The following is a 24405-nucleotide window of genomic DNA, read 5'->3' as shown; positions in this document are numbered from 1 at the left end:
AATATCCATCACATGACAGTAACCAAAACCTATCTCGAAACCACAAAGAATGTTTATCGTGATGCAGCATTGAAGCCCGATGTAGGCCTTTGCTGCACAACCACTCCCGTGTGGCAGTTGCCCGACCTGCACATGCCAGCAAAAATGCTTGAAATGAATTATGGCTGCGGCAGCACGGTTAATCCCCGCGATCTGGTAAACAATCCTTCCATACTTTATGTAGGTGTGGGTGGCGGAATGGAAGTGTTTCAGTTTTCGTATTTCAGTCGCCGGCCGGGTGGAGTAATTGGTGTGGATGTGGTGGATGAAATGATGGAAGCCTGCCGCGAAAACCTGCGCGAAGCAGAGCGCACCAATGCATGGTTTAAAAATGAATTTGTGGATATCCGCAAAGGTGATGCACTGGCGTTACCTGTAGCAGATAATTCGATTGATGTGGCTGCGCAAAACTGCTTGTTCAATATTTTCGATACCGAAGATTTGAAAAAAGCACTGCGCGAAATGTATCGTGTACTCAAGCCGCACGGCCGCCTTGTGTTGTCTGATCCGACCTGTGAAACGGCCATGCCCGAGGCCTTGAAAAACGATGAGCGCCTCCGCGCGCTTTGTCTCAGCGGCGCACTTCCGCTCAGCGAATACATAAAAATGATTACCGACACCGGCTTCGGAACTGTTGAAATACGCGCCAAACGTCCGTACCGCATTCTTGCTCCCGGCCACTACAACACCGATCAGCTCATTTACATTGAAAGCGTGGAAGTATGTGCCATTAAAGATCCGATGCCGGCCGACGGCCCTTGTGTGTTTACCGGCAAAACAGCAATCTATTTTGGCAGCGAACAATTCTTCGACGATAAAAAAGGCCACACGCTGCTTCAAAACCAGCCGCTTGCCGTGTGCGATAAAACTGCCGGTGCGCTGGCCTCACTTGGCCGCAACGATATTTTCATTTCACCCTCCACCTATTTTTACGACGGCGGCGGATGCTGCTAATACTCCATCGCATGAATTACGAGCAACAAGTAAATGCCGCTGCCGATTACCTGCGCTCGCGCGGAATCGTAAATCCCGAGGCAGGAATTATTCTCGGTACGGGCCTGGGCAATTTAGCCACGGAAATTACGCCCGAAACAGAAGTGCTTTACAGCGACATTCCGCATTTTCCCGAAGCAACGGTTGAGTTTCATGCCGGTAAACTCATTTACGGCACGCTTGCAGGCCGCAAAGTAATTGCGTTTAAAGGACGCTTTCATTTTTACGAAGGCTACACCATGCAGCAAATTACCCTTCCGGTGCGTGTAATGAAACTGCTTGGCGTGAAATGGCTTTTTATTTCCAATGCGGCCGGAGGCATGAACACCGCACTCAAAAAAGGCGATCTCATGCTCATCGACGATCACATTAACCTGCAGCCGGGCAATCCGCTCATCGGCGCCAATGTTGACGCCTGGGGGCCACGTTTTCCTGATATGAGCTGCCCGTATTCGAAGGAAATGAATGTGTTGCTTAAACAGGCTGCAATTGAGCAACAACTCACACTGCGCGAGGGCGTATATGTATCGGTGCCCGGCCCTAATCTCGAAACGCGGGCTGAATATCGTTTTCTGCATCGCATCGGTGCTGATGCCGTGGGCATGAGTACTGTGCCCGAAGTTATCGTGGCCAATCACATGAGTTTGCCCTGTGCGGCAGTTTCCGTAATCACCGATGAGTGCGATCCCGATAATCTGAAGCCGGTAGATATTGCAGAAATAATTGAAGTGGCCGGAAAAGCCGAACTAAAACTTACCGCCCTTTTCAAACGTGCGGTGGAATTGCTTCCCAGGTAATTCGAGCATGTTAAACTGAAGAATGAAGGAGCCTGCAATTAAAGGCCCTTCATTTCTTCAATCCGGTTCAGCCAACTATACAGGAGCGGACGCCGCACAGGTTTATGCAAAAAGCCAATGGCTCCGAAATCATGTTGTTTAATAAATGAATTGAATTCTTTGGTTGACGACATCAGCAACAACGGGATTTGTCTGCTGCTGAATTGTCTGAGCAGGCTGGCAAGTATCAAACCCGAAATTTGCGGGAGAATAATGTCGCAGATAATCAGATCATAATTCCGGTATTCGGCAAGTTTTAATCCGTCATATGCATCGGCAGCTGATTCAGCCTGATGGCCGGCGCGGTTGATTTCGAAAAACAGTGCACGTCGTGTAAGTGGATCGTCATCTATAATTAATACAGTTAGCATAATCCCCCTCCTTTCTTCAATCAATAATACGAATGAAGAAAAGCAAAGTGCGGTTATTTTCGGCAGTAGGATAAAAATGAACGGTATTCAGGGTCAATTTCTGGGGTCGAGCTGAATGAGAAGATCAAGCAGCTGTGCCTCGGTATATGGTTTTGCGAGATAGGCATTCATGCCGGCATCCATACAACGCTGTTTTTCTTCCGGTAAGGCGTTGCCCGTAACCGCCACAACAATACTCGCTTCGATACCGGCTGTTTTTCTGATTTGCTGTACCGTGTCAATTCCGCTCTGACCGGGCATCTGCACATCCATCAGCACAATGTGTACGTGCTGCCGCTCAAGTTCTGCTATTGCTTCGCTGCCGCTTCCGGCCTCCGTTACTTCAATTTCATAATGGCTGAGTAATTGCTGTGCAACAATCCGGTTCAGTTCTTCATCGTCGCACACCAGCACCTGCAATCCTTTGAGCGTGTTGTACGCTTTTGGTGTATCGGCTTTTGGGAGCTGATCTTTAGCGAGTACCATGCCCGGCAGCGACACCGTAAATACAGACCCCTGTCCTGGTTCGCTGCTTACCTGAAGTGTGCCGTTCATGCGTTCGGTAAGCAGGCGCGAAATGGTGAGGCCAAGTCCGGTACCGCCGAAGCGGCGGGTAATGCTGTTGTCGGCCTGACTGAAGGCTTCAAAAATGCTGTTCAGTTTATCGGCCGGAATTCCTATGCCGGTATCACTTACTTTGATCACGAAATCAACCGATTGTTCTCCGGCATTGGTTATTTCAGCAGCAACAGCCACTTCGCCTTTGGCTGTGAATTTAATGGCATTGGCTACCAGATTAAACAGAATCTGCCGCAATCGCATCGGGTCGCCGGTAAGGTAGGCGGGAACCTTGCTGTCAATATCAAAGCGCAAACCAATGCCTCTGTTTTTGGCTTCTCCTTCAAAGGCCGATTCAATATCACTGAACAGCTCTGCAGTGCTGAACGGAAAATGATCGAGTTCGAATTTTCCCGCATTCATTTTCGAATAATCGAGCGTATCATTAATAAGCGCGATCAGGTATTGCGAAGCGCGGTTAACCGATTGCACCTGTCGGAGTTGTTCGCTGTTGAGCGGTGTGCGCATGAGTGCGCCGGTGAATCCGCTGATTACATTAAGCGGTGTGCGCACTTCGTGGCTCATGTTGGCTACAAATTGCTCGCGTGCCTTTGCCAGCTCTTCGGCGTTGTCGCGTGCACGCTCGGTTTGCAAGCGCAAACGCACTGAGCGGCGGCTGTCGCGGTGAATGAGCAGCGTGAAAAACAAAATGAGAATAAGTCCGGCCACGGCCAGCGCTTCGGCAATACGTCTGGCGCGTTTCTCGGCAAACAATGTGGCCGACTGGATGAGTGCGGCACTTTGCTTGAGTTCCTGCGCTTCAAAGGCTTCCGACAAATCGGTGATGCGCTGCTCAATTTCCTGATTTTTGAGCAGGAGTTCAAGCCGGCCTTCGTTACGAATTTTTTCGGCAAATTTTTCACGCCAGCGGAGCCGGTTCAATGAGCTGTAAATCTCGGCATCGCGCTGCGCCTGAGGAGTGTAGGTGATTTTGGTGATTGATTGCGTAACCGGCGTTTCAATCGTCGCTGTATCATCGGGCAAAGCTACCGACTCGTTTTTGCGGCGTTTTTTCTTTGCCGCTGCGGCAACACTGTCTTTCTTAAACGTGTTTGCCGGCAATGGTTTCAGATTGATACGCGTAACAGTAGTTTCGGCCAGCAGGCGGCTGTCTTGTTGTATGCGGTTGAGTTCATTCACTGCTTCGTCGAGCACACTGCCTTCGGCTTCGGCTTCGGGTGCACTCGAAAGCAGTGAGAGTAAATCGAGCCGTTCGCCCGACAAGGTTTCGAGCGAGTCGGTATAGTGCCGGAGCGAGTCGGGAAGTTGCTGCCGCAATGAATCGATATACAGCGGCAAATCGATGCGCAGATCTTCAAACTGGTCAAGCTCTTCTTCATTGCCGCTCAGCGCATAACGGCGCACCAGGTCGGCGGCTTCATTTACTTTCGCCCGCAATGCTTTCCACTCGGCCAGTTTGCGGTTGGGCTCGTTAATTACGGCTACTTCGCCCGAAAGCTGTTGCAACGAACGGAACACAAGATAAATACCAAAGCCGAATATGCCTGCCATGAGCAGGAAACCCAACACCGCTTTTCCGGTAATGAAAAAATTACGCTGCTGCATATTCCGGCGCGGTTCAGGCATGATAGCCGCTAAGTGCTGCACGGGTATCTGAAATAACCAGCGTAGCCTGTTGGCTGAGTGAGGTGATGGATTCGAGAAGTTCATCACGCTCGCCACTGAAGGCGCGCTGTTCAAGCTGTTCGAGCTGTGCGCTGATGTCGGCCCGCCCCAGATAATGAAAGGCCGGGCGCAGACGGTGTGCCGCCAGTTTCACATCTTCGCGGTTGTCGCTGCTCAAACCCTGCTGCATGATTTCCATTTGCTCTGGAATCGATTTCAGGCAGGTTTGCAGCATACGAACCACAAACGACTGATTTCCGCGCGACATGTTCTCCAACTCGCCGAGATGAATATGGCTGAAATTACTCATAGCGTGATGGAACGAAGTTACGCGGATCATGGGAATTGCGTTTATCGTTGGTCTTAAAATTCATTCAAAAAAAACACCCACCCTTTTGGGGCGGGTGTACGAGGTATAATGATTCGGACGGAGGCGGACCCGGGCAAACATTATACCTCTTCAAAAGGTGTATCGCAGGCAGCTCCCCCTGCCGCAGATACGCGGGTCCGAAGTCTTTATCCCGAAGCAGCCCTGAGTGTGTGGAACCCGGCTGCTGTGGTTGAATCTGTACGCAAGATGCAACAGGAAATAGTAAAAGTTCAGGAATTTCGGCCGTTGGGGGATATTTGTCGGTGGTTGGTTGAGTTTTTGTGGATTGTTTGTTGGAAGGGTGAATGAAGCTGGGAACTTAATTCAATGCGGCTCTCATTTTGTGTGGATAGAAATTCATCAGATTGTAGGAGTTGTTTGTGTAATGTATGGTTTACTATTGAAAAAAATTATAACCATGAAAACTAAACTGATTATCCTGCTTTTTTTTATCACCGGGCCTTATTTCCTAAAGGCGCAAACGGTTGACCGGCTCTGGTATCCCCATACAGGGTTTCTCATGTTTCTTTCTATTTATGATATTGATGTAGGTTTGAAGGAAAATGAAAGGTATTTGTCTCATTATCAGCAACGTTTCGACAAGCAGGAATATAACCGTTGCCGGAATAATGAATTTGAATGGAAACCGTATTGTGACCGGACAATAGCCAGTGTGAATAATCAGGTGAGGCAAATCAACTTTGATACTACTTATACGTTTTATAGTGATTGTAATTTTGGAGTCTATAATTTGCAAACTGAATCATTTCCAATTCTGAGAAATGGTAATAATAATGAATTTTATATGAGTACTATATTTCAGCCCTTGCCCCGGTTTGTTCATATTAATGCTGGTACATATCTATTAGATCCAATAAATGAATTTGAATTCTATAATTTGGAAATGGAAAAAGTAACAGCCCAGTACTTTGTTCAACAAAGAACATCAAACTCTGGTGCTGTTAATAGAAAAATATATACTCGTGCTCGTCTTAAGATTATTCCCCAAAAAAATTTAAGTACCGAAAAATCATATTGGACTGTTCTGGCGCATATATTATCAGTTGATTATTTTTCAGACAGGAAATATGAGAATTTACTTCAAACCAAACACTCGTCTATAGAATGGCAGTCTCACATACTCATTCGTCCAACGGGAAGGTGGATAAATGAGAGTAATTCAGAAGATACTCTGTTAATTATTAAATATAATGACGTGAAGACTCCCTATCTGCTCAACGCGAGTTCATACCAATCGCAACTTTATCAATTATCTCCTGCAAGATTTGACTTGAAGATTAATCATAAATTTGAGCTTCTGATAATTTCTGCTGATAGAATTATGATTCAGACTAATGAGGAGCGGAAAATCTATCGCCGGAGGGTTTGAAAGAAGTTGGAAACTTCTTTCAAATGGGCGGAAAGTTTACCGGCTTTGCCGGTAGAAACTTTCCGCAGCTTACAGCTAACGCCTTCGGCGTTTGTGAAAACGGCTGCGTCCGGTTTTCTTCCGTCTTTCGACGAAGAAAACCGGACGCAGTTTTGATTTTTCTTTATAATAAAACCAACTACAACACCCGCAACCTTTCCATCAGCGGTTTCATCTTGGAACGGCTTACAGGAATAGCTTTCCCATCCACAATAAGCGCATTGTCATCAATACGGGTAATACTGTCGAGGCGCACGAGATAGGAATTGTGAACTCTGAAAAAATCGGAAGCCGGCAGCGACTGTTCCAGATTTTTCATGGTGCTGTGTACAACCAGCTTGCGGCCGGCGGCATGTATTTGAATGTAATCCGACATCGCCTCGATATAGGTAATGTCATAAAAATTTACTTTTTCAAGCAGGCCGTTCACTTTTACAAATACATGATCCTGACCTGATGAGGAAGCCGGTGTGGCTTCGGTATTTTTTTTCAGGCGCAGCAGTGCGCGCATGAAACGTTCGTCGGTAAATGGTTTTACCAGAAAATCATTGACTTCATATTCAAATGCCTCAGCGGCATATTCTTTATTGGAAGTCATCATAATAATTTTCGGCCTGCGCTGATCAAGCGTGCGCAAAAACTCCAGTCCGTTCATCTTTGGGAGCTGCACATCGAGGAAAATTAAATCAACCGATTCGTGCATGAGTAAAGCGGCTGCTTCTGCTGCTGAACCACAAGAACCCACCAGCATAAAACCGGGCAATTGTGATAAACGGTTCTCGATATCAATCCGGATCAGTTCGTCATCATCGACAATCAGGCAACGCATAGCAGATGTGTTTTTGTGATTAACGTAAAGGTAAGAGAAAGAATTATATCTGATGTGATACCAATTACCGGAGATTTTATGCAGAGGGTCGAAAGCTCCCGGTCTTTGCCCTTGTACGCGCGTAAACTTGCACAGTTACACACACAAGAGGAGGTTGTTATGAATGCACTAATGACAAAGCCGGTTTACGCAGCTATGGTGCTTTTGTTTCTGTTTTTGCTGCAGTTTAAGTGGTGTACGGCTCAGCAGGCTGCAGCAGGCTTCCGGTTCGGGTCAGATATTGGACTTACCCTGCGCGGAAATGTGGGGAAGGGTGCCATCGAAGGTATTATCGGATCGGGCTACAGACCATTTCAGGTGACCGTACTGTACGAGCGTTTTCAGGAATTTCCCGCTGCAAGCGGATTAAGTTTATACTATGGTGCCGGTGGGTATGTGGGCGTGTTTGGTGGAAACCGCTGGTATTATCACGACAGATATCATCACTGGAAATACCGCGAGTATGATTATTACTACCGCGCTCCGTGTTTTGGTATAGCCGGAATTATAGGGCTTGAATACCGGTTTAAAGGCACACCACTTTCGGCCGGTGTCGATATAAAGCCGTTTATGAATGTATATCCCTGGTTCGACGGCGCTTTTGACGCGGCGCTTAATCTGCGTGTGGCATTTTAACCGGCAATCAGTTTTATTCTTCATTGAAATTTAATGTAGTAAAAGCAAAGGCTGGTCATCGCTTTTGTCATTGTTAAACTTAACAAATGAGGCTTATGCGAACTTCAGTAATTGTAGCAGCAGCAGTAGCGGTTATGCTTCTTATCACCTCTTCATGCAAGAAGGATAGTGATAAAGGCCGTTTGCACGCCCGCATGATGGATAGCCCTATTGCGGGAAATGTAGAGGAAGTGAATGTTGATATTCAGGGAGCCGAAGCGCATCTTGCGGGTTCGGGATGGATCAGTCTGCCTGTGCAGAATGGCGTGTATAATCTGCTCGATTTTGTAAACGGTGTGGATACCTTGTTTATCAATTCCGACATACCGGCTGGTAAGCTTACACAGTTCCGGCTTATTCTGGGTTCACAAAACAGTATCAAAGTAAATAATGCGCTTCATCCGCTTACCGTGCCATCGGGCAGTCAGTCGGGGTTGAAGATTAATGTGAACGAAGAAATAACTAATGCAGCCACCACGGTGTTATTTCTTGATTTTGATGCAGGCCGCTCTGTAAGACAGAACGGGAATGGTACGTATGAATTACATCCGGTAATACGCGGGTTTAACGCCATGCAAACGGGTGCTATTACCGGTCATTATGCCGCAGCTGCGGGAAGTGGTGTGGTAATTGAAGCACAAAGCGGCAACCAGATTTATACCACCTATGCTGACCGGCTTACAGGACATTTTATGTTGCGTGGTTTGCCTCCGGGCAGTTACACCTTGCGAGTGTATGTGCCTGATGTGGCCGCAGCGGTTTCAGTTTCGGTAGTTACTGTAAATGCAAATGCACTTGTTGATCTTGGTGCATTATAGTCTGTAAGCCAGGGCAGCATTGCGAGGGCAAACCCTATGTTGCCTGCGTTTACAGGAACAGTGGTTTCTTGCAGGGACCACTGTTTTTTATGGCTTCATGGCAAGTAAGGCCTGTGCAAGTTGGTCGGCTTCTGTAAGCGTGTTGTAAATGTTTGGGGTAATGCGGCAGCCGCTCACGCCGTTGTTGTCAATTGCAACGGTGTAAATTTTGTGTTCGTCGAAAAGGCGTTTAGCTAGTTGGGCAGGTTGCATGCCTTTTACACCGATGTTCAGAATAGCGCAATGTCTTGCAGAATCAGCCGGTGTATTTATTACAAGGTGAGTGGCGCTGCTGAGTTGCGAAGTGATGCGCTGGTGAAGTGTACGCAGTCTGTTTTCTTTTCTTTCGGTGCCAATGTGCGTGTAGTAATCAAGCGCATCGGCAATGGCGAGGTCGGTGTGTACGGGATGTGTGCCGGTGTGATTGAGGCGTGCTATTTTTTCAGGCGCTATACCTTCTTCGGCAAAAAGCGGCCAGATGGCGGGGATGTGTTCTTTTCGCATCCACAGGAATCCTGCTCCCAGCGGTGCGCTCAGCCACTTGTGTAAACTGCATGCGTAATAATCACAGTTGAGGTCATTAATTGAAAACCGGAAATGTGCAAAGGCATGCGCACCGTCAACCATTACCTGCACGCCCCGGCTTCGGGCCATATCGGCAATTTTTTTCACCGGAAGAATTTGTCCGGTAATATTTATCATGTGCGAAAGCATGAGCAGCTTTGTACGTTTGGTAATAGCCGCTTCATACACCTTTACAATTTCATCGTCGCTTTGCGGATGAAGCGGAACGGTTACCAGTTTGTTTACCACACCGTGCCGCCGCGCCACCTGCTTAAACATATCAAGCATGGCACCATAGTCGTGCATGGCCATCACCGCCTCATCACCTTTGCGCCACGGAAAACCGGCAATCACCATGTCAAGCGCCTCGGTTGTGTTGCGCGTAATAATCAGTTCGTCGCTTTGCACGCCTGCTGTTTGTGCAAGCCTTGCGGCTATGGCATTTTTGTTTTCAAACTGTACAGTACGCATGTAACGCGCGCCCAGCCGGTTTACTTCGTGCATGTGTGCCATGTATTTCTCGGTAACATAGCGGGGTTGCACACAGTAGTAGCCGTTTTCGAAATTCACAAAATCGGCAGGCAGGTCGTAGCCATTGCGTATTTCCTGCCAGAAGGCCTCGTCGTTATCGCCTTGGGGCAATGCGATCGCAGTTTCGCGTGCGGGCAATGAAATGCGCGATGCCGCTGCAAGTCCAAGCAAACCGGCTTTCTTAAGAAACGAACGTTTATCCATTGCACTTTCTGTTTAAACACGAACTTACGCAAAAGCCCGGCTAAACACAATGCCGTTTACACCCCATAAAAAAAGAAGCCGCTTCAGCCAGGCTGAAACGACTTCACAAACAAAGCAATATGAGTTATTCCCGAATCAGTTTCTGTTGCGTAAGTACATCGCCGTTATCGTTTACAAGGCGGAACATGTACATGCCACTGCTCAGCGTTAACTCAGGCAATGTATTGTTGCCGGGTTGGGCGCGCCCTTCCTGCACGGTGCTGCCTGCTGCATCAGTTATTGTCCAGCGCGCAGTTCCCACCGAATTAAAGCGAAGTACATTGCCCGCTGCCGATGGGTTGGGATACACACTTGCATCACTGCTCAGTAGGGGGGCTGTTATACCGGTTGCCAAACAAATAAAACTTACGGTTAGGCTCACCGGGTATGCACTAAGTGTATTGCCTGTTACCTCAATTCCATCATTGGCAGCCCATACAGTACGCAGCAGCGATGACATGGGCGGCACAGGCAGGGAAGTAAACGCAACGGAAATGGGTGTGGTGTTGCAACCCGATTCAAAACCCACGCCAATTTTGGTGAGCTCAATCGGATTTCCTGCTGCAAATGTATTCTGAAGTACAAACAATTCATTCGATTGATTCACCATAGAGCGTCCATCAAGCGCATAACTCATTGTTGAATAATTTGAAGTATGCTGTGCAGCACCAATAAGATTCCCATCGCTATCCATTTTCAGAATAAAATCGCCGGGGTTTGTAAAAGAATTTACCATTGCACCACAGGCCAGAAAAGAACCATCAGAGAGCGGATGAATACGATATACAGAAGGATTAGCTGCCGTACCAACTCCAAACGTTTTAATCCAGCTTATTGATCCTGAAATATCCACCTTGAGCAGAAAACACAAATTATCAATATAACCTCCCGCAATAATACTTCCATCGTTAAGCTGGCATACATCTTTTGTGTGGCAGTAAGCATTATTCCACGGATTCCATGAAAAACCCCAGTCAACACCTCCATTCAGATTTACTTTAACCAGACAACTGTTTGAACCGTCTTTTCCCGACATTACAAAACCTCCGTCGTAGGTGGGAGTTCCTGCAAATCCGGGATGCTTGTATTGGCTTGAGTCGGTTTTAAATACCTGTCCCCACATCAGGTTGCCGTCGGCATCAGTACGAAGCAGCTGCAGGTGCGAGGATACAGAGAGGTTCATCATGTAGCCGTCATCAAACATTTTATGACAGGTTGGTATAACGTAGGCGTATTCATCTGTGGCATAATAAAATTTTGTCCAGTTGATTACACCTGCCTGAGATAACTCGGAAAGATAATATTCCGGGATACCGTTAATATTACGGCTGCCACCAAACACCCAAAGTGAACCATCGGTGTTTTCACCAATTGAATAAACTTCGTGTGAGGTAGAGGAATTGCCATCGCCCAGTGTGATGCTCCATTGTGCATAGCCCGTAGCATCAATACGTGTTAAGGTTGCATAGCCATAAAAAGAGTTGTTCCATGCAGTGAGCAAATTGCCGTTGCTGCACTGATACATGGCTGCCGGAGAAGCCGCAGTGTAAGGCGCACTTGTTTGCTGATAGGTTCTTACGTAAGAACTCTGAGCTACGGCTGGAATCATGCCTCCGGCAAGCAATACAACGGATGCAATGAATAATAGAAGTTTATTCACGACGACGGGTTTTAGAAATGCTGAATACAACTATAGGACAAAAATAGCTGCCAGTCAATAGCTTTTTAATTAAATGGAAAAGGGATAGCTTGGTTTTCCGGTATTTCAAAAATACCTTTTGTCGGGATTGGTATTATTTTTTTTGTTTAAAAGGCTTTGTATGTATCAGGTTGGTTTAGTTATAATATTATCAATAATTTAACCGGAAATCGGAGTCCCGGCAACTGGTATAAAAAAATCCCGGATCATCCGACCCGGGATTTTTTATCGTTATTACGACTTACAATTTTATCATCTGCTTTCTTGAAATTCCCGAACCGGTTTCAACTTCCAAAATATACATTCCCGCAGGAAGCATAATTGATTCGATCATTACATGGGTGGAGTAAGGGTAAGTGGTGGAAATAATTTTTCCCTGCATATCCAGCACAGTAATTTTCGAAATTGATTCATCTGATTTTACCTGAATCATTTCGTTAAACGGATTGGGATATACAGTAAGGCTGTTTACAATCGAATTATTTACATCCGTACAAACATCCACATACACCACCAGCGTATCCGTTGCAGTACATCCGTTGGCATCGGTGTAGCTGTAAACTACGGGATGTAAACCGGCCTGCGCAACCGAAGCATCAAACAAATTACCGTTTACACCGTTTCCGCTGAATGTGCCGCCTGCGGGTGAGCCGGCAAGTGTGGCTGCGGCACTGTTCAGGCAAAGTGTGTCGTTGCTGATAGATGCTGTAACCACGGGCAATGTGTTTACAGTAACGGTTACGTTTGCGCTATCCGTACATCCGTTGGCTGCTGTGCCGGTGAGGGTGTAGGTAGCAGTGGTGTTTTGGAACTGTGTGAAGTTGCTGTTGCTTATGTTGCCCGGCACCCACACATAGGCAGTTGCACCCGATGCAGTAAACGTTACGCTATCGCCGCCGCAGAGTTGAGTTTGCGAAGCCGTGGCTGTAACTGAGGGTGATGCGTTTACAGTGATTGCTACGGTTGCAGTGTTGTTACAGCCGTTAGAACCCATACCGGTTACGGTGTAAGTAACGCTGGTTTGCGGTGCATCAGTTACGGTAGCGCCGGTAAGCAGGCCGGGCAGCCAGGTGTATGTATTGCCGCCGCCTGCATTCATTGTAATACTATTGCCGGAGCAAATGGTGCTGTTGTTTGCCGTGGCAGTAATATTCGGGCGCGGCAGTGCGGTAACGGTAATTGTGCTGGTGTTGCTGCAGCCTGCGGCATTGGTGCCGGTAAGTGTGTAGGTGGTGGTTGAGGAGGGATTCACTACAACCGACGCAGCAGTTAAATTGCCCGGTATCCAGTTGTACGTGCTGGCTCCAGAAGCATTGAGCGTAGTGTTGCTGCCTGCGCAAATAGTGGTAGCCGGCGAAGTGACACTTACCGTGGGCGAAGCACTTACGCTGATTGTGAGTGTGGCTGTGTTGCTGCAACCGGCTGCACTTGTACCGGTAAGTGTGTATGTGGTAGTGGCTGAAGGATTTACCGTAACTGAATTTCCGGTTAAATTGCCCGGCACCCAGTTGTAGGTGTTTCCTCCTGCTGCATTAAGTGTAACCGGAGCACCGTTGCAAATGGTGTTGCTTGATGCGGTGGCCGAAACAGAAGGCAGTGCATTTACCGTTACGCTCACCGTGGCTGTGTTTGTGCAACCGGTTGCCGTATTGGTGCCGGTAACGGTGTAGGTTGTATTTGCCGAGGGCGAAGCCGTAACGCTGCTGCCGCTGAGGTTGCCGGGCAGCCAGCTGTAGGTATTAGCGCCGGTGCCGCTGAGTGTAATTGAGCTGCCTGCACAAACTGTTGCATTGTTTACGGCGGCTGTTACAGCGGGCAATGCATTTACAGCTACGCTCACAGTTGATGTGTTTGTGCAACCGGTAACGGTGTTTGTGCCGGTAACGGTGTAAGTAGTGCTGGCAACAGGCGAAGCTGTAACACTGCTTCCGCTGAGGTTGCCGGGCAGCCAGTTGTATGTATCAGCACCGGTGCTGCTGAGTGTTACTGAGCTTCCGGTACAAATTGCAGTGTTGTTTGCTGCGGCAGTAACGGCGGGCAGTGCGTTTACGGCAATGCTTACGGTGGCTGTGTTGGTACAGCCTGTAACGGTGTTTGTGCCTGTAACGGTGTATGTGGTGTTTGCTGCAGGTGTGGCAGTAACGCTGTTGCCGCTAAGGTTACCGGGCATCCAGGTATAGCTGTTTGCGCCGGTGCTGCTGAGTGTTACTGAGTTTCCGTTGCACACGGCAGCGTTTGAGGAAGACGCATTCACAACCGGCAAGGCATTTACAGTAAAGTTTACTGCCGGTGTTTTACCCGCACAGGCGTTGGTTGTATTGGCAATAGCAAGCTGATAGATACCCGAAGCGCTTGCTGTGTAAGCATTGTTTGTTTCGCCGGCAAGCGTATTGCCGTTGAGCAGCCACTGGTAGCTTGTGCCGGGCACACTGGTTGCGGTGAGCACCTGTGTATTGCCTGCACATACTGCAGCCGGAGCGGCCGGAGTAACAGCCACGCCCGCACGCTGTGCGCAGGTTACCACCTGAAAAACAGTAAGCGTGCTTGATGTTTCGTTGGCGAGAAGCACAAGCGGTTGTCCGTTGGGCGAATTAGCCGCAGAAATAAATACAATGCCCTCTGCACCGCGGTCAGGACCGTTTGTAGCCACACTGCGGTTGTTGTAATAACCCACATAAACGGGAACAGCCGGGTTGGTAATGTTGTACATCATTACACCACCAATACGCTCAAGGGCTACAAAGGCATACGTTTCACCGTTAATCACTGCTGTGGTTGTGCCTTCGGGTTCGGGACCTTTATCATCGCTGCGGTTTTTGGCGGCAGCACTGGTGCTGTTGCTGGCATTAAACATGGCGCCAAAAACAGGGTGAGTGGAGGTAATGCGTTCGAGCTGGTCGCCGCTGTCGAATACCTGCGCACCTGTTGTGGCATTCCAGATTGAAAACGAACGTGAGCCATATACATAAATCTCATCAATATCACCATCATTATCCGTATCCCCCAATCTGTTAGTGGCATTCAACCGGCCCATAAATGTATTTGCCTTCATCAGCGCTCCCTGCGGAAACGCAGCAGCGTCGAGCGTAAGTCCCGAAATGCGTGATTCTTCATTCAATCCGCTGTATGCGCGGGCATCGCCTTCGTTAGCGGTAATCAGATAATCCTGATTGCCAATTTTGAAACGCGAAATCGCATCGGGCAAATACATGCCTTTTACGGGGAATAGCGAGAGATTAACACCCGCACTTTGATCCGAGGCATCCATACCATTACCCAATACATTATGGTTTTTGTATCCGAGCGGAAGCAGTTGTGAAACAGTGTTCGTTTGCAGATTAAGCACAGCCACTGCATTGTTTTCCTGAAGTGTTACCCAGGCAGTCTGATCGTTTTCGGAAATGGTAATGTATTCGGGTTCGAAGTCCTTCGCAGCAGTTGCGCCAGGGCCGTAAATACGGATGCCCTGTGCGCGCAGTGCCGCTTCCTGTCCGTTAAAAGAAGTAAACGTAATATGTGTTACTGCTGATTGTGTAATTGCGGCAAGATTGCCCGTAATGTTTACAACAGCCACAGCACCTTCGGGATCGCTCGTGTAGGCGTTGTTGGGTTCGCCTTCGCAGGCGGCAAGCACACGTGTGCCGGCATGATTAAACATAATCATGTCGGGCATGGCAGCCGTTTTTACCTGCGAAATGAATGCGCCGTTGTAATCGAGAAACACAATACGGCCGCTGTCTTGCGGATTGGTGCTGTTTTCAATAGCCAGCGCCACAATACTGTCGTTTACAGCCACACTGTTAATATTGCCGTAAGTGGTAACCGGAATCGAATTGATAAGCACCGGAGCAGCAGGATTGCTGAAGTTTACAATATCAAGTTTTGCACCAATGCTGTTTGCAATGTAGAGGCGCTGTGTGGAAGGATCGTGTACCACAATCTCGGCCGAGTTGGAGGCATTGCTTCCGTTAGAGAAGCTTGCAAGTACATCGAGATAAAGTTCGTTGGTGCCAACCGGAGTTTGTGTATCGTTGTCTTTGATGTAAAGGAAATGAGCAGCAGTAGCCGATGCAGTTCCGTTTACGAGTTGTGTAAACGTAAGTGCAATGTATTCGTCACTTTCGGCCTGCGCATCATCGGTAATGGTAATGGTGATGGTTTGCGTAGTGCTTGTGTTTGCCGGCACTACTACGGGCTGGACAGAAATGCTGTAATCGCTTCCGGCTGTGGCGTTGGAGAATGCCGCTGCGCCCACCGTGAAAACGATTTGCGCATTATTGGGGTTGGTTATGGTTACGTTTACGGTAGCGGTGCCCGCATTTTCATTCACGGTTTGGTTGGTGGTTGAAAATGCAAGTGTGGCTGCGCCGGGTGTGGTTGAAAGTGTAACACCCGTGGTGAGGTCGGTAAAGCTGCCGATGGTCCAGGTGCGCGTAGTGGTAAAACTGCCGGTTGCAGGATTGAACACGCCAGCTGCGGTAAGCGTTTGTGCCGAAGCCGGGTCGGGTGCAAGAAAGCTGGTTGACTGAAGCTTGCCGCCGGCGTACAAATCATTTGCAGGAAGCTGGTAGCCGTCGGCCCCGGCGTTCACTACTGCAGTGCCGGTAGCAGTGCCAAAGAAAAGTGCATCCACAGGCACGGTAGCTGGTGTAAGTGCGGCCACAGGCTGGTTGAAAATGGCAATACCATCGGCATTGGAGCCGCCATTGCCAAACACGCCACCCGATGCAAGGTTTCCGAATCCGTCACCCGCGGTGGTGCCGGTGTTTATGCTGCGCAGCACTGTGCCGGTAGCTGCCATTGACGAGCCGCCTACATATACTACGTCGCCCGCGTTTACGGTGCCGGTAGTTATTTCAAACGCATAGCTCAACGCACCTCCGGCTATCCAGCCTTGTGCGTTTGCGGTGCCGTTGTTGCACACCACCACCGTGTAAGGTGTTACCGAGAAGTTAATGGAGCGTGTAGCCACCAGTTCTACAAATTCAAAAGGCGAATCAGTTCCTGCAGGGTTCGGAAGCGCTTCGGAAATAATCAGTCCCGGCCCGTTTTGCGCTGATGCAACAGCACAAATACTCAAAAAAGCCAGTGAGGTCAGTAGTTTTTTCATGCACGTTATTTTGTGTCACAAAATTCCGATACCTCATTTCAAAAAGCTTTAAGCAAGTATTAACGCTAAATCACATTATCACGAAGCATAATATTAAAGACGTATTGCCGTGAAAATTCATTTACAACCTGTTTACGCAGCCCTAACGCACGGAAAGACCGGATTAATCGCTCAGTCCGGTTTTTGATGAATAATCCCGACTGCATAAGTGTCAGTTAATCAGCGAGATCGTAATTATTTTCCAGTCTTATGAACCGCGTTAAGGCGAAATGTTCATAATCTTTTCACACAAATCGGAAAAAGCTGTATATTTGCACTCGCTTTTACGGAAGCGCTACGGTGCGGGGTGGAGCAGTTGGTAGCTCGTCGGGCTCATAACCCGAAGGTCGTCAGTTCGAGTCTGGCCCCCGCTACTACACAGAAAGAGAAACAGAGCGAGTGCGACGTTTCTCTTTCTCTTTTTCTGTTCTCTCACTCTCTTTCTCTTACTGATAGTAATATCCCTTGTTTGTAATCATTAAACCATTAAACCTTTAAACACAACGTTTCTCTTTTTTCTGTTCTCTCACTCTCTTTCTCTTTCTGATAGTAATATCCCTTGTTTGTAATCATTCAACCATTAAACACAACGTTTTTCTCTTTCTCTTACTCTTTCTCTTTCTCTTTCTGATAGTAATATCCCTTGTTTGTAATCCTTTAACCATTAAATACGATGTTTGAATTTAGAAATCTAGAAGTTTACAAGAAGTCGAAAGCCTTTCACCTGTCATGCAAAAATATCATTGGTCAGCATAAGCTGGGTTCTTATATAAAAGATCAACTCGGCCGGGCTTCATTCAGTATTGTACTCAACATTGCCGAAGGTTCGGGTAAATTTTCAAAGCCTGATCGGAGGAACTACTTTGTAACTGCCCGCGGGTCTGTTTTTGAATGTGTGGCAATCTTTGACTTACTCAAAGACGACTCAAAATTGTCGGAAGATCAATTTGAGGAATTATGCGCAAATGCAGATGAACTTTCAAGGATGCTGTATGCCATGATTAAGAATTTGGAGTGAAAATTTGCGAGGGAATTGATTGAATTTTCAGTTTGTTCGCAGATAAGCAGTTTGTTGGGATGATTTCGATATGAGTTCTACTAAAATCAAGTCTTTCAGGAGAAATCCTGAAAGGCTTTTTTCATTTGGTACAACAATGGTACAACAAGTACACTACTGACAATTCGGAAGGGTTTCAGAATGATTATTTTTTTTAAAAACAACTTCGAAAACTGCTATAAAGATTCTATTTTACTCCAAAATATACTCATGCCAATGCAATCCCGCACAACAGTCATTTTTACAATTGTATTTTTTGTCATCCTGTGTCTTTCCAATTGTGCTGATGAAACAAAAACCTTCTACATAAAATGTGCACCTGGTTCACTTACCACATACAGTAAAGTAATGATAAACGGGTTTCAAGTCGGTAACGTAGTGAAGGTAATCAGCAAGCCAACAAGTAAATTTGCTATAGCAAAGATTGTGTTGAGCGATAAGAATTGTATTACCGACAGTTGTGTACTGGTAATGTCCAAACGCAGGCTTTTTGATGAGTATGATATTCATGTGAAACGCTCGAATAAAGGCAGGTGCCTTACATCGAACGATACTGTTCCGGTTTCAGAAGAGCCCGTCGATTTATCCAGGTATATAGATACTTCAGCTGTATTGAAACTGCTTGATAAAACGATTGAAGTACTTGACACTGTGCGGCACAGGATTAAGGCAAAATAGTAACAGATTCTGTTCGTTTTTTTGCTTGTTTCTACAAAAAAATCTCCGCAGATAATACTACCTGCGGAGATCAACCAAATAAATATTCGTAATTACTTCGTCACTATCACGCGCTGCGTGGTCCGGCTGCCATCGGCAGTAATTACCACCAGCGTGTACAGGCCGGCCGAGGCAAACTCCATTTGCTGAACCGTGCCGGGCAATACCTGTGCATCAAACATAAGTTTGCCGGTGGCATCAAACGCCTGCAGCTGCATCATTTCATTGCCGCCAAAAGCTACGGTGAATATACCGTTGTTCGGGTTGGGATATACCTGCATCAGCGTAACGGTATTTTCATGAATGCCGATGCAGGGATCAACCACCACGTTTTGCGTGGCCTGATTGCTGCAGCCGTTGGCATCTGTGTAAGCGTAAATTATGCCGTGTGTACCGTTGCCGGCGGCCGACGGATCAAAGCTGCTGCCGGTTACGCCGGGGCCGCTCCAGTTGCCGCCTGCGGGTGTGCCGCCGTTAAGCACAGCATTGGCATCATCAAAGCAGATGGTGCTGAACGGCAGACTGAGTGCTACGTTGGGCAATGCGTTTACGGTAATGTTTGCTGTGGCGGTGGCGCTGCAGTTGTTGGCTGCGGTGCCCGTTACCGTGTAGCTGCCCGAAGTGGCAGGCGTAAACGGTACGCCGTTGGTTATGCCGCCAGTCCACGTGTAAGTTTGCGCGCCGGTTCCGCTCAATGTAACTGCGTTGCCCGCACATACCGTGTTGCCGCTTGTGTTGATGCCTACTACCGGAGCCGGCAACACGTTAATGGTAACTGAAGCCGTATCGCTACAGCCGGCGGCATCTGTTCCGGTTACGATGTATGTAGTGGTGGTGGTGGCGGTAAAGGGAACGCCGTCATTCACGCCACCGGTCCAGCTGTAGTTTTGTGCGCCGGTGCCGCTGAGTGTGAGCTGTGTATTTTCGCAGGGCTGTGTGCTGCTGGCGGTGTAGCTTACGTTGGGAATTGCATTCACCACAATAGACGCTACAGTGGTGTCCACACATCCGTTAGCATCAGTGCCAATTACCGTGTAGCTGCCCGATGTGGAGGGTGTAAACGGTACACCGTCAACCACGCTGTTGCTCCATACATAGGTTTGTGCGCCGGCGCCGCTCAGTGTGGTGCTGCTTCCCGCACACACTGTGTCCGGCGAAGCCGTGTAGCTTACAGTCGGGTTCGGATTTACCACTACTGTAATTGAGGCTGTGTCTGAACATCCCACAAAATCAGTTCCGACAACGGAGTAAGTAGTGGTGGTAGCCGGGAAAATCGGTTCGGTGTTGCTGGTGCCGCCGGTGTTCCATACATAGTTTACTGCGCCGGTGGCCACAAGTGTATCACGCTGGCCCTGACAAAGCACGCCCACATACGCAAATGCAGCTACGGGCGGAATGGGGTTGATAGTAAGGTTCACCGTATCGCGTCCCACACAAAACCCATCACTCACCGCAACGGAGTACTGACCGGAAAGCCCGGCCGAGATTTGCTGCGTGGTATCGCCGGTTGACCATGTAAACGTGTTGCCCGGATTGCCTGCGTTAAGCACACGCGGACCACACTGCGTGGTGTCGGGGCCAAGTGTTACCTGCGGACGCGGAAGCACGGTTACCGTAATGGGTGTGCGTGTGGATGCAGGGCAATAGCCTTTGGTGTAATACACGCGTCCGTTGAAAATACGTCCGGCATTTACAGAAGTAAACAAACCGCACAAGCCCGCGCCTGTTGAAATAGCAGCATCCGTATTACTGAAGTTGGCCGAGCCGGTAGTGTAGTCGATGTTTGATGAAGGATTGTGGAAATACAAACCATACGTTTGACCGGCCTGCAGAAACAATCCGCCAAGATGCACGCGCGAAGGTTGTCCTGCGCCCATGCCCTGCACACTGTCTTGTCCGAGCACTGTCCAGGCGGTCGGGGTGGTTTCAAAACCCTGATAGCCGCCAAGTCGCCAGAACACGCGTACACCCTGAATGGTGGTAGAGCCCAGATTCACATCAAACGAATCGAGCACCATGTCCACCACCGGAGTAATGTTAAACATAGCACCTTCGCAACCGTTGCCGCCGGTAAACTGTGTGGTAAGGTTGCCGGAGCCTGAGGTAAGTGCAGCTACATAATAGGTTTGCGAACTTACCAGTGCCGGAGTTACCAGTGTATCACCCTGCGCAACCGGAAGGGTAGCTGTGGGCGAAGTGTACCAGAAATGGTCAAAGCCATCGCTGTTTACTGTCAGTACTGCCTGATCGCCGTTGCATACCGTGTCGTTGGCACCCACTGCGGGCACTGCGAGAGGAGTGATTGTAATTTGTGTGCGCAGCGTATCGTTGCCCAATACCTGATCGCCCGCAAGCTGTGTGTAAATGGTCAGGTTAAGTGTGCCGCCTGCGTAGGCGTTTATGGTGCCTATGTTAATGGTGGCAGTTTGCCCGAACAGAATGGGCGTGGTGTACGTGGTAGTAAGTGTGGTGTTTACAAAACCTGTGATTTGCGCCGTAACGGGCAGCGACGTAATGGTATTGGCACCGAGGTTGCTTACCACCACCGAAATCACCTGCGCACTGTCGCCGCAGGCAAAGTTAATGGGCGACGACAACGAAACCGGCAGGGCATTGTTGTTGATTACACCAAACTCATCGGCACCTATATCATACAGGTTTGTGGGAGCCATCGGGCGCACGTCGCCGTCAATGTCCACGTTAATGCCGAGGTTGGTTCCCGCATCATACAACTGCGAGGCAAAGCTGTGCAGGTCGGTAAGGTTGTTTACGTAAAACGGATTGCCGTGGCGCGAGTTTACGTTGAAACCGCCTCCGCCCACGTAAGTGGCCGTAGTGTAAGCACCGCCAATGAAAATGAAGTTTGTGGAGTTGGGTATGAAATAGTTGTTGTAGTCCACCCCGTTTACGTTGGCCACACTGCTTATGTACAGTGCCCAACCCGAAGTGGAATTGAAATTCGCAAACGAGTTGTTTTGCACATTGTTTCCCGATCCGCTGAGAATGTAAATGGCACGGCCATTGCCGCTGTTAAGGCTCACCGAGTTGTGCCAGATGTCTAAGTTGCGCGAGTTGGTGGTAATGTAAATTCCGTAAGGAGTACCGCCGTTTACATCGCCGCCAATCATGTTATTGGTAACCCTTGCGCGGAATGTGCCGGTGTTGTTCTGGTAATTTCCGTAAGTCATGTAAATGCCATACGTACCAAAGCGGCGCACATTGTTGCGTTCCACGGTAAGCGAATCGGCATAGGCAATGTTTATGCCGTAGGTGGCCGTTGAACGTGCCACCCGCGCACGAATATCGTTTCTGGTTATTTCCAATTTATTCTGATAGAAACAATATACACCATGATAGTGGAAACGTTCAATGGTGTTGTTGATAATCCGGTTGCCCGGCGAGAATATGGTGGTGGAAAAACCACGGGCGGTGATTCCGTAATAACCTCCGCTTACGAAGTTATTTTCAATCAGGTTATCGCGGCCAAAGTTTCCATTGGCAGTTACAGTGGCACCGGAAATGGTAATACCTGCAAAGTTTGCGGAAGTACTCACCGTATCAAGGCGCACGATACAATTTCGGATAATGTTACTATCGGCGCTGTTGGTGAGTTTTACACCGTAACCCTGTGTGGTGCCGGTGTTGATAATGGTTAAGCTGTCGAGCGTAATGTTGTGTGCTCCGTTGAGTACAAATACGCCGCGTTCAGACGAAAGGTTCCCGTTGAAAGTCACCGTCTCGCGGTTAGCACCACCGGTAAAGCGCACCGGGCGTGCGGGGGAAGCGCCAACCACAAACGGAATAATCACCTGCTCGTTAAACGGTCCCTGACCCGCGTTTAGGCGCATGGTTACCGGGCCTGCAGCACCTCCGCAAACCAAGGCTGAAACTGCCGCCGAAATGGTGGGGTAATCGGCACCGGGGCCGCCAATGGTGTAGGTTCCGTTTAAACCCACGCATACACTCAGCGTAAGCGTATCGTTCAGGAAATTCTGGTCGGTAACGCCGTTAGGATTCGATGTCCAGAATTTCATGTTGTAGGTGGTGCCGCTGGCAAAAGTAAAGGTGCCAATGTTTACAGGAGCCGAAAGGCTGTTGCTGGGTACGCTGCCGGTCCAGCTAAACGGCGTTTGCGCGACATTGTTTACACGCCAGTTGATGGTAGCGCTGGTAAGTGTGGCTGCACCAAAGTTGAAAATGCGTGTGCTTATGGTTTGCAAACCTGCGCCAAAAGGTTGCGCCGGACTGGCCAGCACCTGCACACCGGCATCGTTTACCGATGGTGTGTATTCATCGGCACCTATGTCGTACAGGCTTGTGGGGGCCATCGGACGCATATCGCCGTCGAAATCGGTGGTTATGCCCAGGTTGGTGCCTGCATCGAAAAGTTGTGTGGCGGTGGTGTGCAGGTTGTTGAAATTGTTGATGTAAATCGGATCACCACTGCGCGAGTTGTTGTTGAAACCGCCGCCGCCAATATAGTTTGCAGTGGTGTAAGCCGCACCGATGAAAACGAAGTTGGAAGAGCCGGGCGCCCAGTAATTGTTGTAATCAATTGTGGTAGCCATTGCTGCAGTATTTACATACAGTGCATAGCCGGTTGCAGAGCCAAATACAGCAAGTGAGTTGTTGCTTATGTCAAGTCCCGACGAAGTACCAAGCACATAAATTGCACGGCCGTTGCCGCTGGTTAAGCTTACCGAGTTGTGCCAGATATCGATCAGGCGCGAGGTGCCTGCCACATAAATGCCGTAGGGATTAACCGAAAGCCAGCCCCCGCCAACCATGTTGTTTACCACTTTTACGCGTGTTGTACCGGTGCCACCCTGGTTGTTGCCTGTGGTAATAAAAATACCGTAAAGACCTACATTGAAAATGCGGTTGCGCTCGCAGGTAAACAAGTCGGTGTTGCTGATGAATATACCGTATGAGGAAGAAGTTTGCGTGGCGCGTCCCGAAATGGTATTGCGCGATATTTCGGGCAGGTTCTGGTAAATACAGTACACGCCGTAGAAGTAGGTATCGCGGATAATGTTATTTACAATTCGGTTTCGCTGGTTAAAAATGGTGGTGCTTTGCCCGCGCATGGTGATGCCGTAGTAGCCGCCTTCCACGGTGTTGTTCTCAATTACGTTATCGTCGCCGGCATCGCTGTTTGTAGTTACAGAGGTGCCGCCAATTACAATTCCGGCAAAGTTTGTGCTTGTGGAGGCATTGAAAACACTCACCACACAGTTGCTCACGCGGTTGCTGTCGGCGCTGTTGGTAATGTGTACGCCAAAACCGAAGCCGATGTCGTTATTCACAATGGTGAGGCTGTCGAGTATGATGTGGCGCGCACCGTTGAGTTTAATCACCTGCCTGTCGGCGGTGGTGGTGCCGGTAAACGTAATCGCTTCGCGACCGGAGCCACCGGTAAGGCGAATGGTGTTTGTGGCCGATGTGCCTGTGATGGCCGGAATGGTAATTTGTTCGTTGTAGGGGCCGGAGCCGGCATCAATACGCAGCACAACCGGGCCCGATACGCCGGGGCCGTTTACCGGCCCGCCGTCGGTGCGGGTGCCGGTGGCTAAATCGCCAACGGCTGCATTGACACTTTGATAGTTAGTTGCGCTTGCCGGTAGCAGGGCATCAATTGTATAAGTACCGTTCAGCTGGGCCTCAGCGGCAAAATACAACAGCACCCCGGCAAGAATCAGGGTAACTTTTTTCATTTGGAATCAG

General features: G+C 48.7%; 14 protein-coding genes and 1 tRNA gene. 7 read left to right on the top strand and 8 right to left on the bottom strand.

Features of this window, described 5'->3' with window-relative positions; translation table 11 throughout:
- Positions 1-12 precede the first annotated feature (12 nt).
- Together arsM and IM638_10110 are read left to right on the top strand one after the other, a co-directional pair.
- Positions 13-993, top strand: coding sequence for an arsenosugar biosynthesis arsenite methyltransferase ArsM (gene arsM / locus IM638_10115; GenBank protein MCA6363382.1), 981 nt, complete (start codon positions 13-15; stop codon positions 991-993).
- Between the two features lie 11 nt (positions 994-1004).
- Positions 1005-1829 (top strand): purine-nucleoside phosphorylase, encoded by an 825-nt coding sequence (locus IM638_10110; GenBank protein MCA6363381.1) that lies wholly within the window; start codon positions 1005-1007, stop codon positions 1827-1829.
- A 38-nt stretch (positions 1830-1867) separates the two neighbouring features.
- Here IM638_10110 and IM638_10105 read toward each other — a convergent pair whose 3' ends face one another.
- The 3 genes from IM638_10105 to IM638_10095 all read right to left on the bottom strand — a co-directional run bounded on the left by IM638_10105 (position 1868) and on the right by IM638_10095 (position 4862).
- A complete protein-coding gene (locus IM638_10105) occupies positions 1868-2239 on the bottom strand; it encodes a response regulator (protein MCA6363380.1) in 372 nt (123 codons plus the stop codon).
- A gap of 93 nt (positions 2240-2332) precedes the next feature.
- Positions 2333-4483 carry a response regulator gene (locus tag IM638_10100; protein ID MCA6363379.1) on the bottom strand — a complete coding sequence of 717 codons (2151 nt, stop codon included), beginning with the start codon at positions 4481-4483 and terminating at the stop codon, positions 2333-2335.
- Positions 4476-4862 carry an Hpt domain-containing protein gene (locus IM638_10095; protein MCA6363378.1) on the bottom strand — a complete coding sequence of 129 codons (387 nt, stop codon included), beginning with the start codon at positions 4860-4862 and terminating at the stop codon, positions 4476-4478. The genes IM638_10100 and IM638_10095 overlap by 8 nt, the downstream gene beginning before the upstream one ends.
- Before the next feature lie 448 nt (positions 4863-5310).
- Between IM638_10095 and IM638_10090 the strand changes: the two genes are divergently transcribed.
- A complete protein-coding gene (locus tag IM638_10090) occupies positions 5311-6282 on the top strand; it encodes a DUF4852 domain-containing protein (GenBank protein ID MCA6363377.1) in 972 nt (323 codons plus the stop codon).
- 178 nt (positions 6283-6460) lie between these two features.
- Here IM638_10090 and IM638_10085 read toward each other — a convergent pair whose 3' ends face one another.
- A complete protein-coding gene (locus IM638_10085; protein ID MCA6363376.1) occupies positions 6461-7150 on the bottom strand; it encodes a response regulator transcription factor in 690 nt (229 codons plus the stop codon).
- A 159-nt stretch (positions 7151-7309) separates the two neighbouring features.
- Here IM638_10085 and IM638_10080 point away from each other — a divergent pair, with 159 nt between their 5' ends.
- Positions 7310-7825 (top strand): hypothetical protein, encoded by a 516-nt coding sequence (locus IM638_10080; GenBank protein ID MCA6363375.1) that lies wholly within the window; start codon positions 7310-7312, stop codon positions 7823-7825.
- Between the two features lie 95 nt (positions 7826-7920).
- A complete protein-coding gene (locus tag IM638_10075; GenBank protein MCA6363374.1) occupies positions 7921-8682 on the top strand; it encodes a DUF4382 domain-containing protein in 762 nt (253 codons plus the stop codon).
- Between the two features lie 87 nt (positions 8683-8769).
- On the opposite strand, the gene IM638_10070 is transcribed toward IM638_10075, so the two are convergent.
- The 3 genes from IM638_10070 to IM638_10060 form a co-directional block, all read right to left on the bottom strand.
- Positions 8770-10020: an aminotransferase class V-fold PLP-dependent enzyme gene (locus tag IM638_10070; protein ID MCA6363373.1), complete on the bottom strand. Its 1251-nt coding sequence runs from the start codon at positions 10018-10020 to the stop codon at positions 8770-8772.
- A gap of 124 nt (positions 10021-10144) precedes the next feature.
- Entirely contained in the window at positions 10145-11719 is a 1575-nt protein-coding gene (locus IM638_10065) for a T9SS type A sorting domain-containing protein (protein ID MCA6363372.1), read from the bottom strand.
- A 280-nt stretch (positions 11720-11999) separates the two neighbouring features.
- The gene (locus tag IM638_10060; protein MCA6363371.1) at positions 12000-16868 is read right to left on the bottom strand and encodes a choice-of-anchor I family protein; all 4869 of its coding nucleotides are present in this window, start codon (positions 16866-16868) and stop codon (positions 12000-12002) included.
- Positions 16869-17208: 340 nt separating this feature from the next.
- Between IM638_10060 and IM638_10055 the strand changes: the two genes are divergently transcribed.
- Both IM638_10055 and IM638_10050 read left to right on the top strand, forming a co-directional pair.
- Positions 17209-17281: transfer RNA gene (locus IM638_10055), tRNA-Met, on the top strand.
- Between the two features lie 299 nt (positions 17282-17580).
- Positions 17581-17925, top strand: a complete 345-nt coding sequence (locus tag IM638_10050) for a four helix bundle protein (protein ID MCA6363370.1) — start codon at positions 17581-17583, stop codon at positions 17923-17925.
- An 809-nt stretch (positions 17926-18734) separates the two neighbouring features.
- On the opposite strand, the gene IM638_10045 is transcribed toward IM638_10050, so the two are convergent.
- The gene (locus tag IM638_10045) at positions 18735-24395 is read right to left on the bottom strand and encodes a right-handed parallel beta-helix repeat-containing protein (GenBank protein ID MCA6363369.1); all 5661 of its coding nucleotides are present in this window, start codon (positions 24393-24395) and stop codon (positions 18735-18737) included.
- Positions 24396-24405: the final 10 nt, after the last annotated feature.

This window comes from Bacteroidota bacterium, from assembly GCA_020402865.1.
Lineage (GTDB): Bacteria > Bacteroidota > Bacteroidia > Palsa-965 > Palsa-965.
Note: the sequence above shows the minus strand (reverse complement) of the source record. Positions and strands in the feature narration are given on the sequence as shown.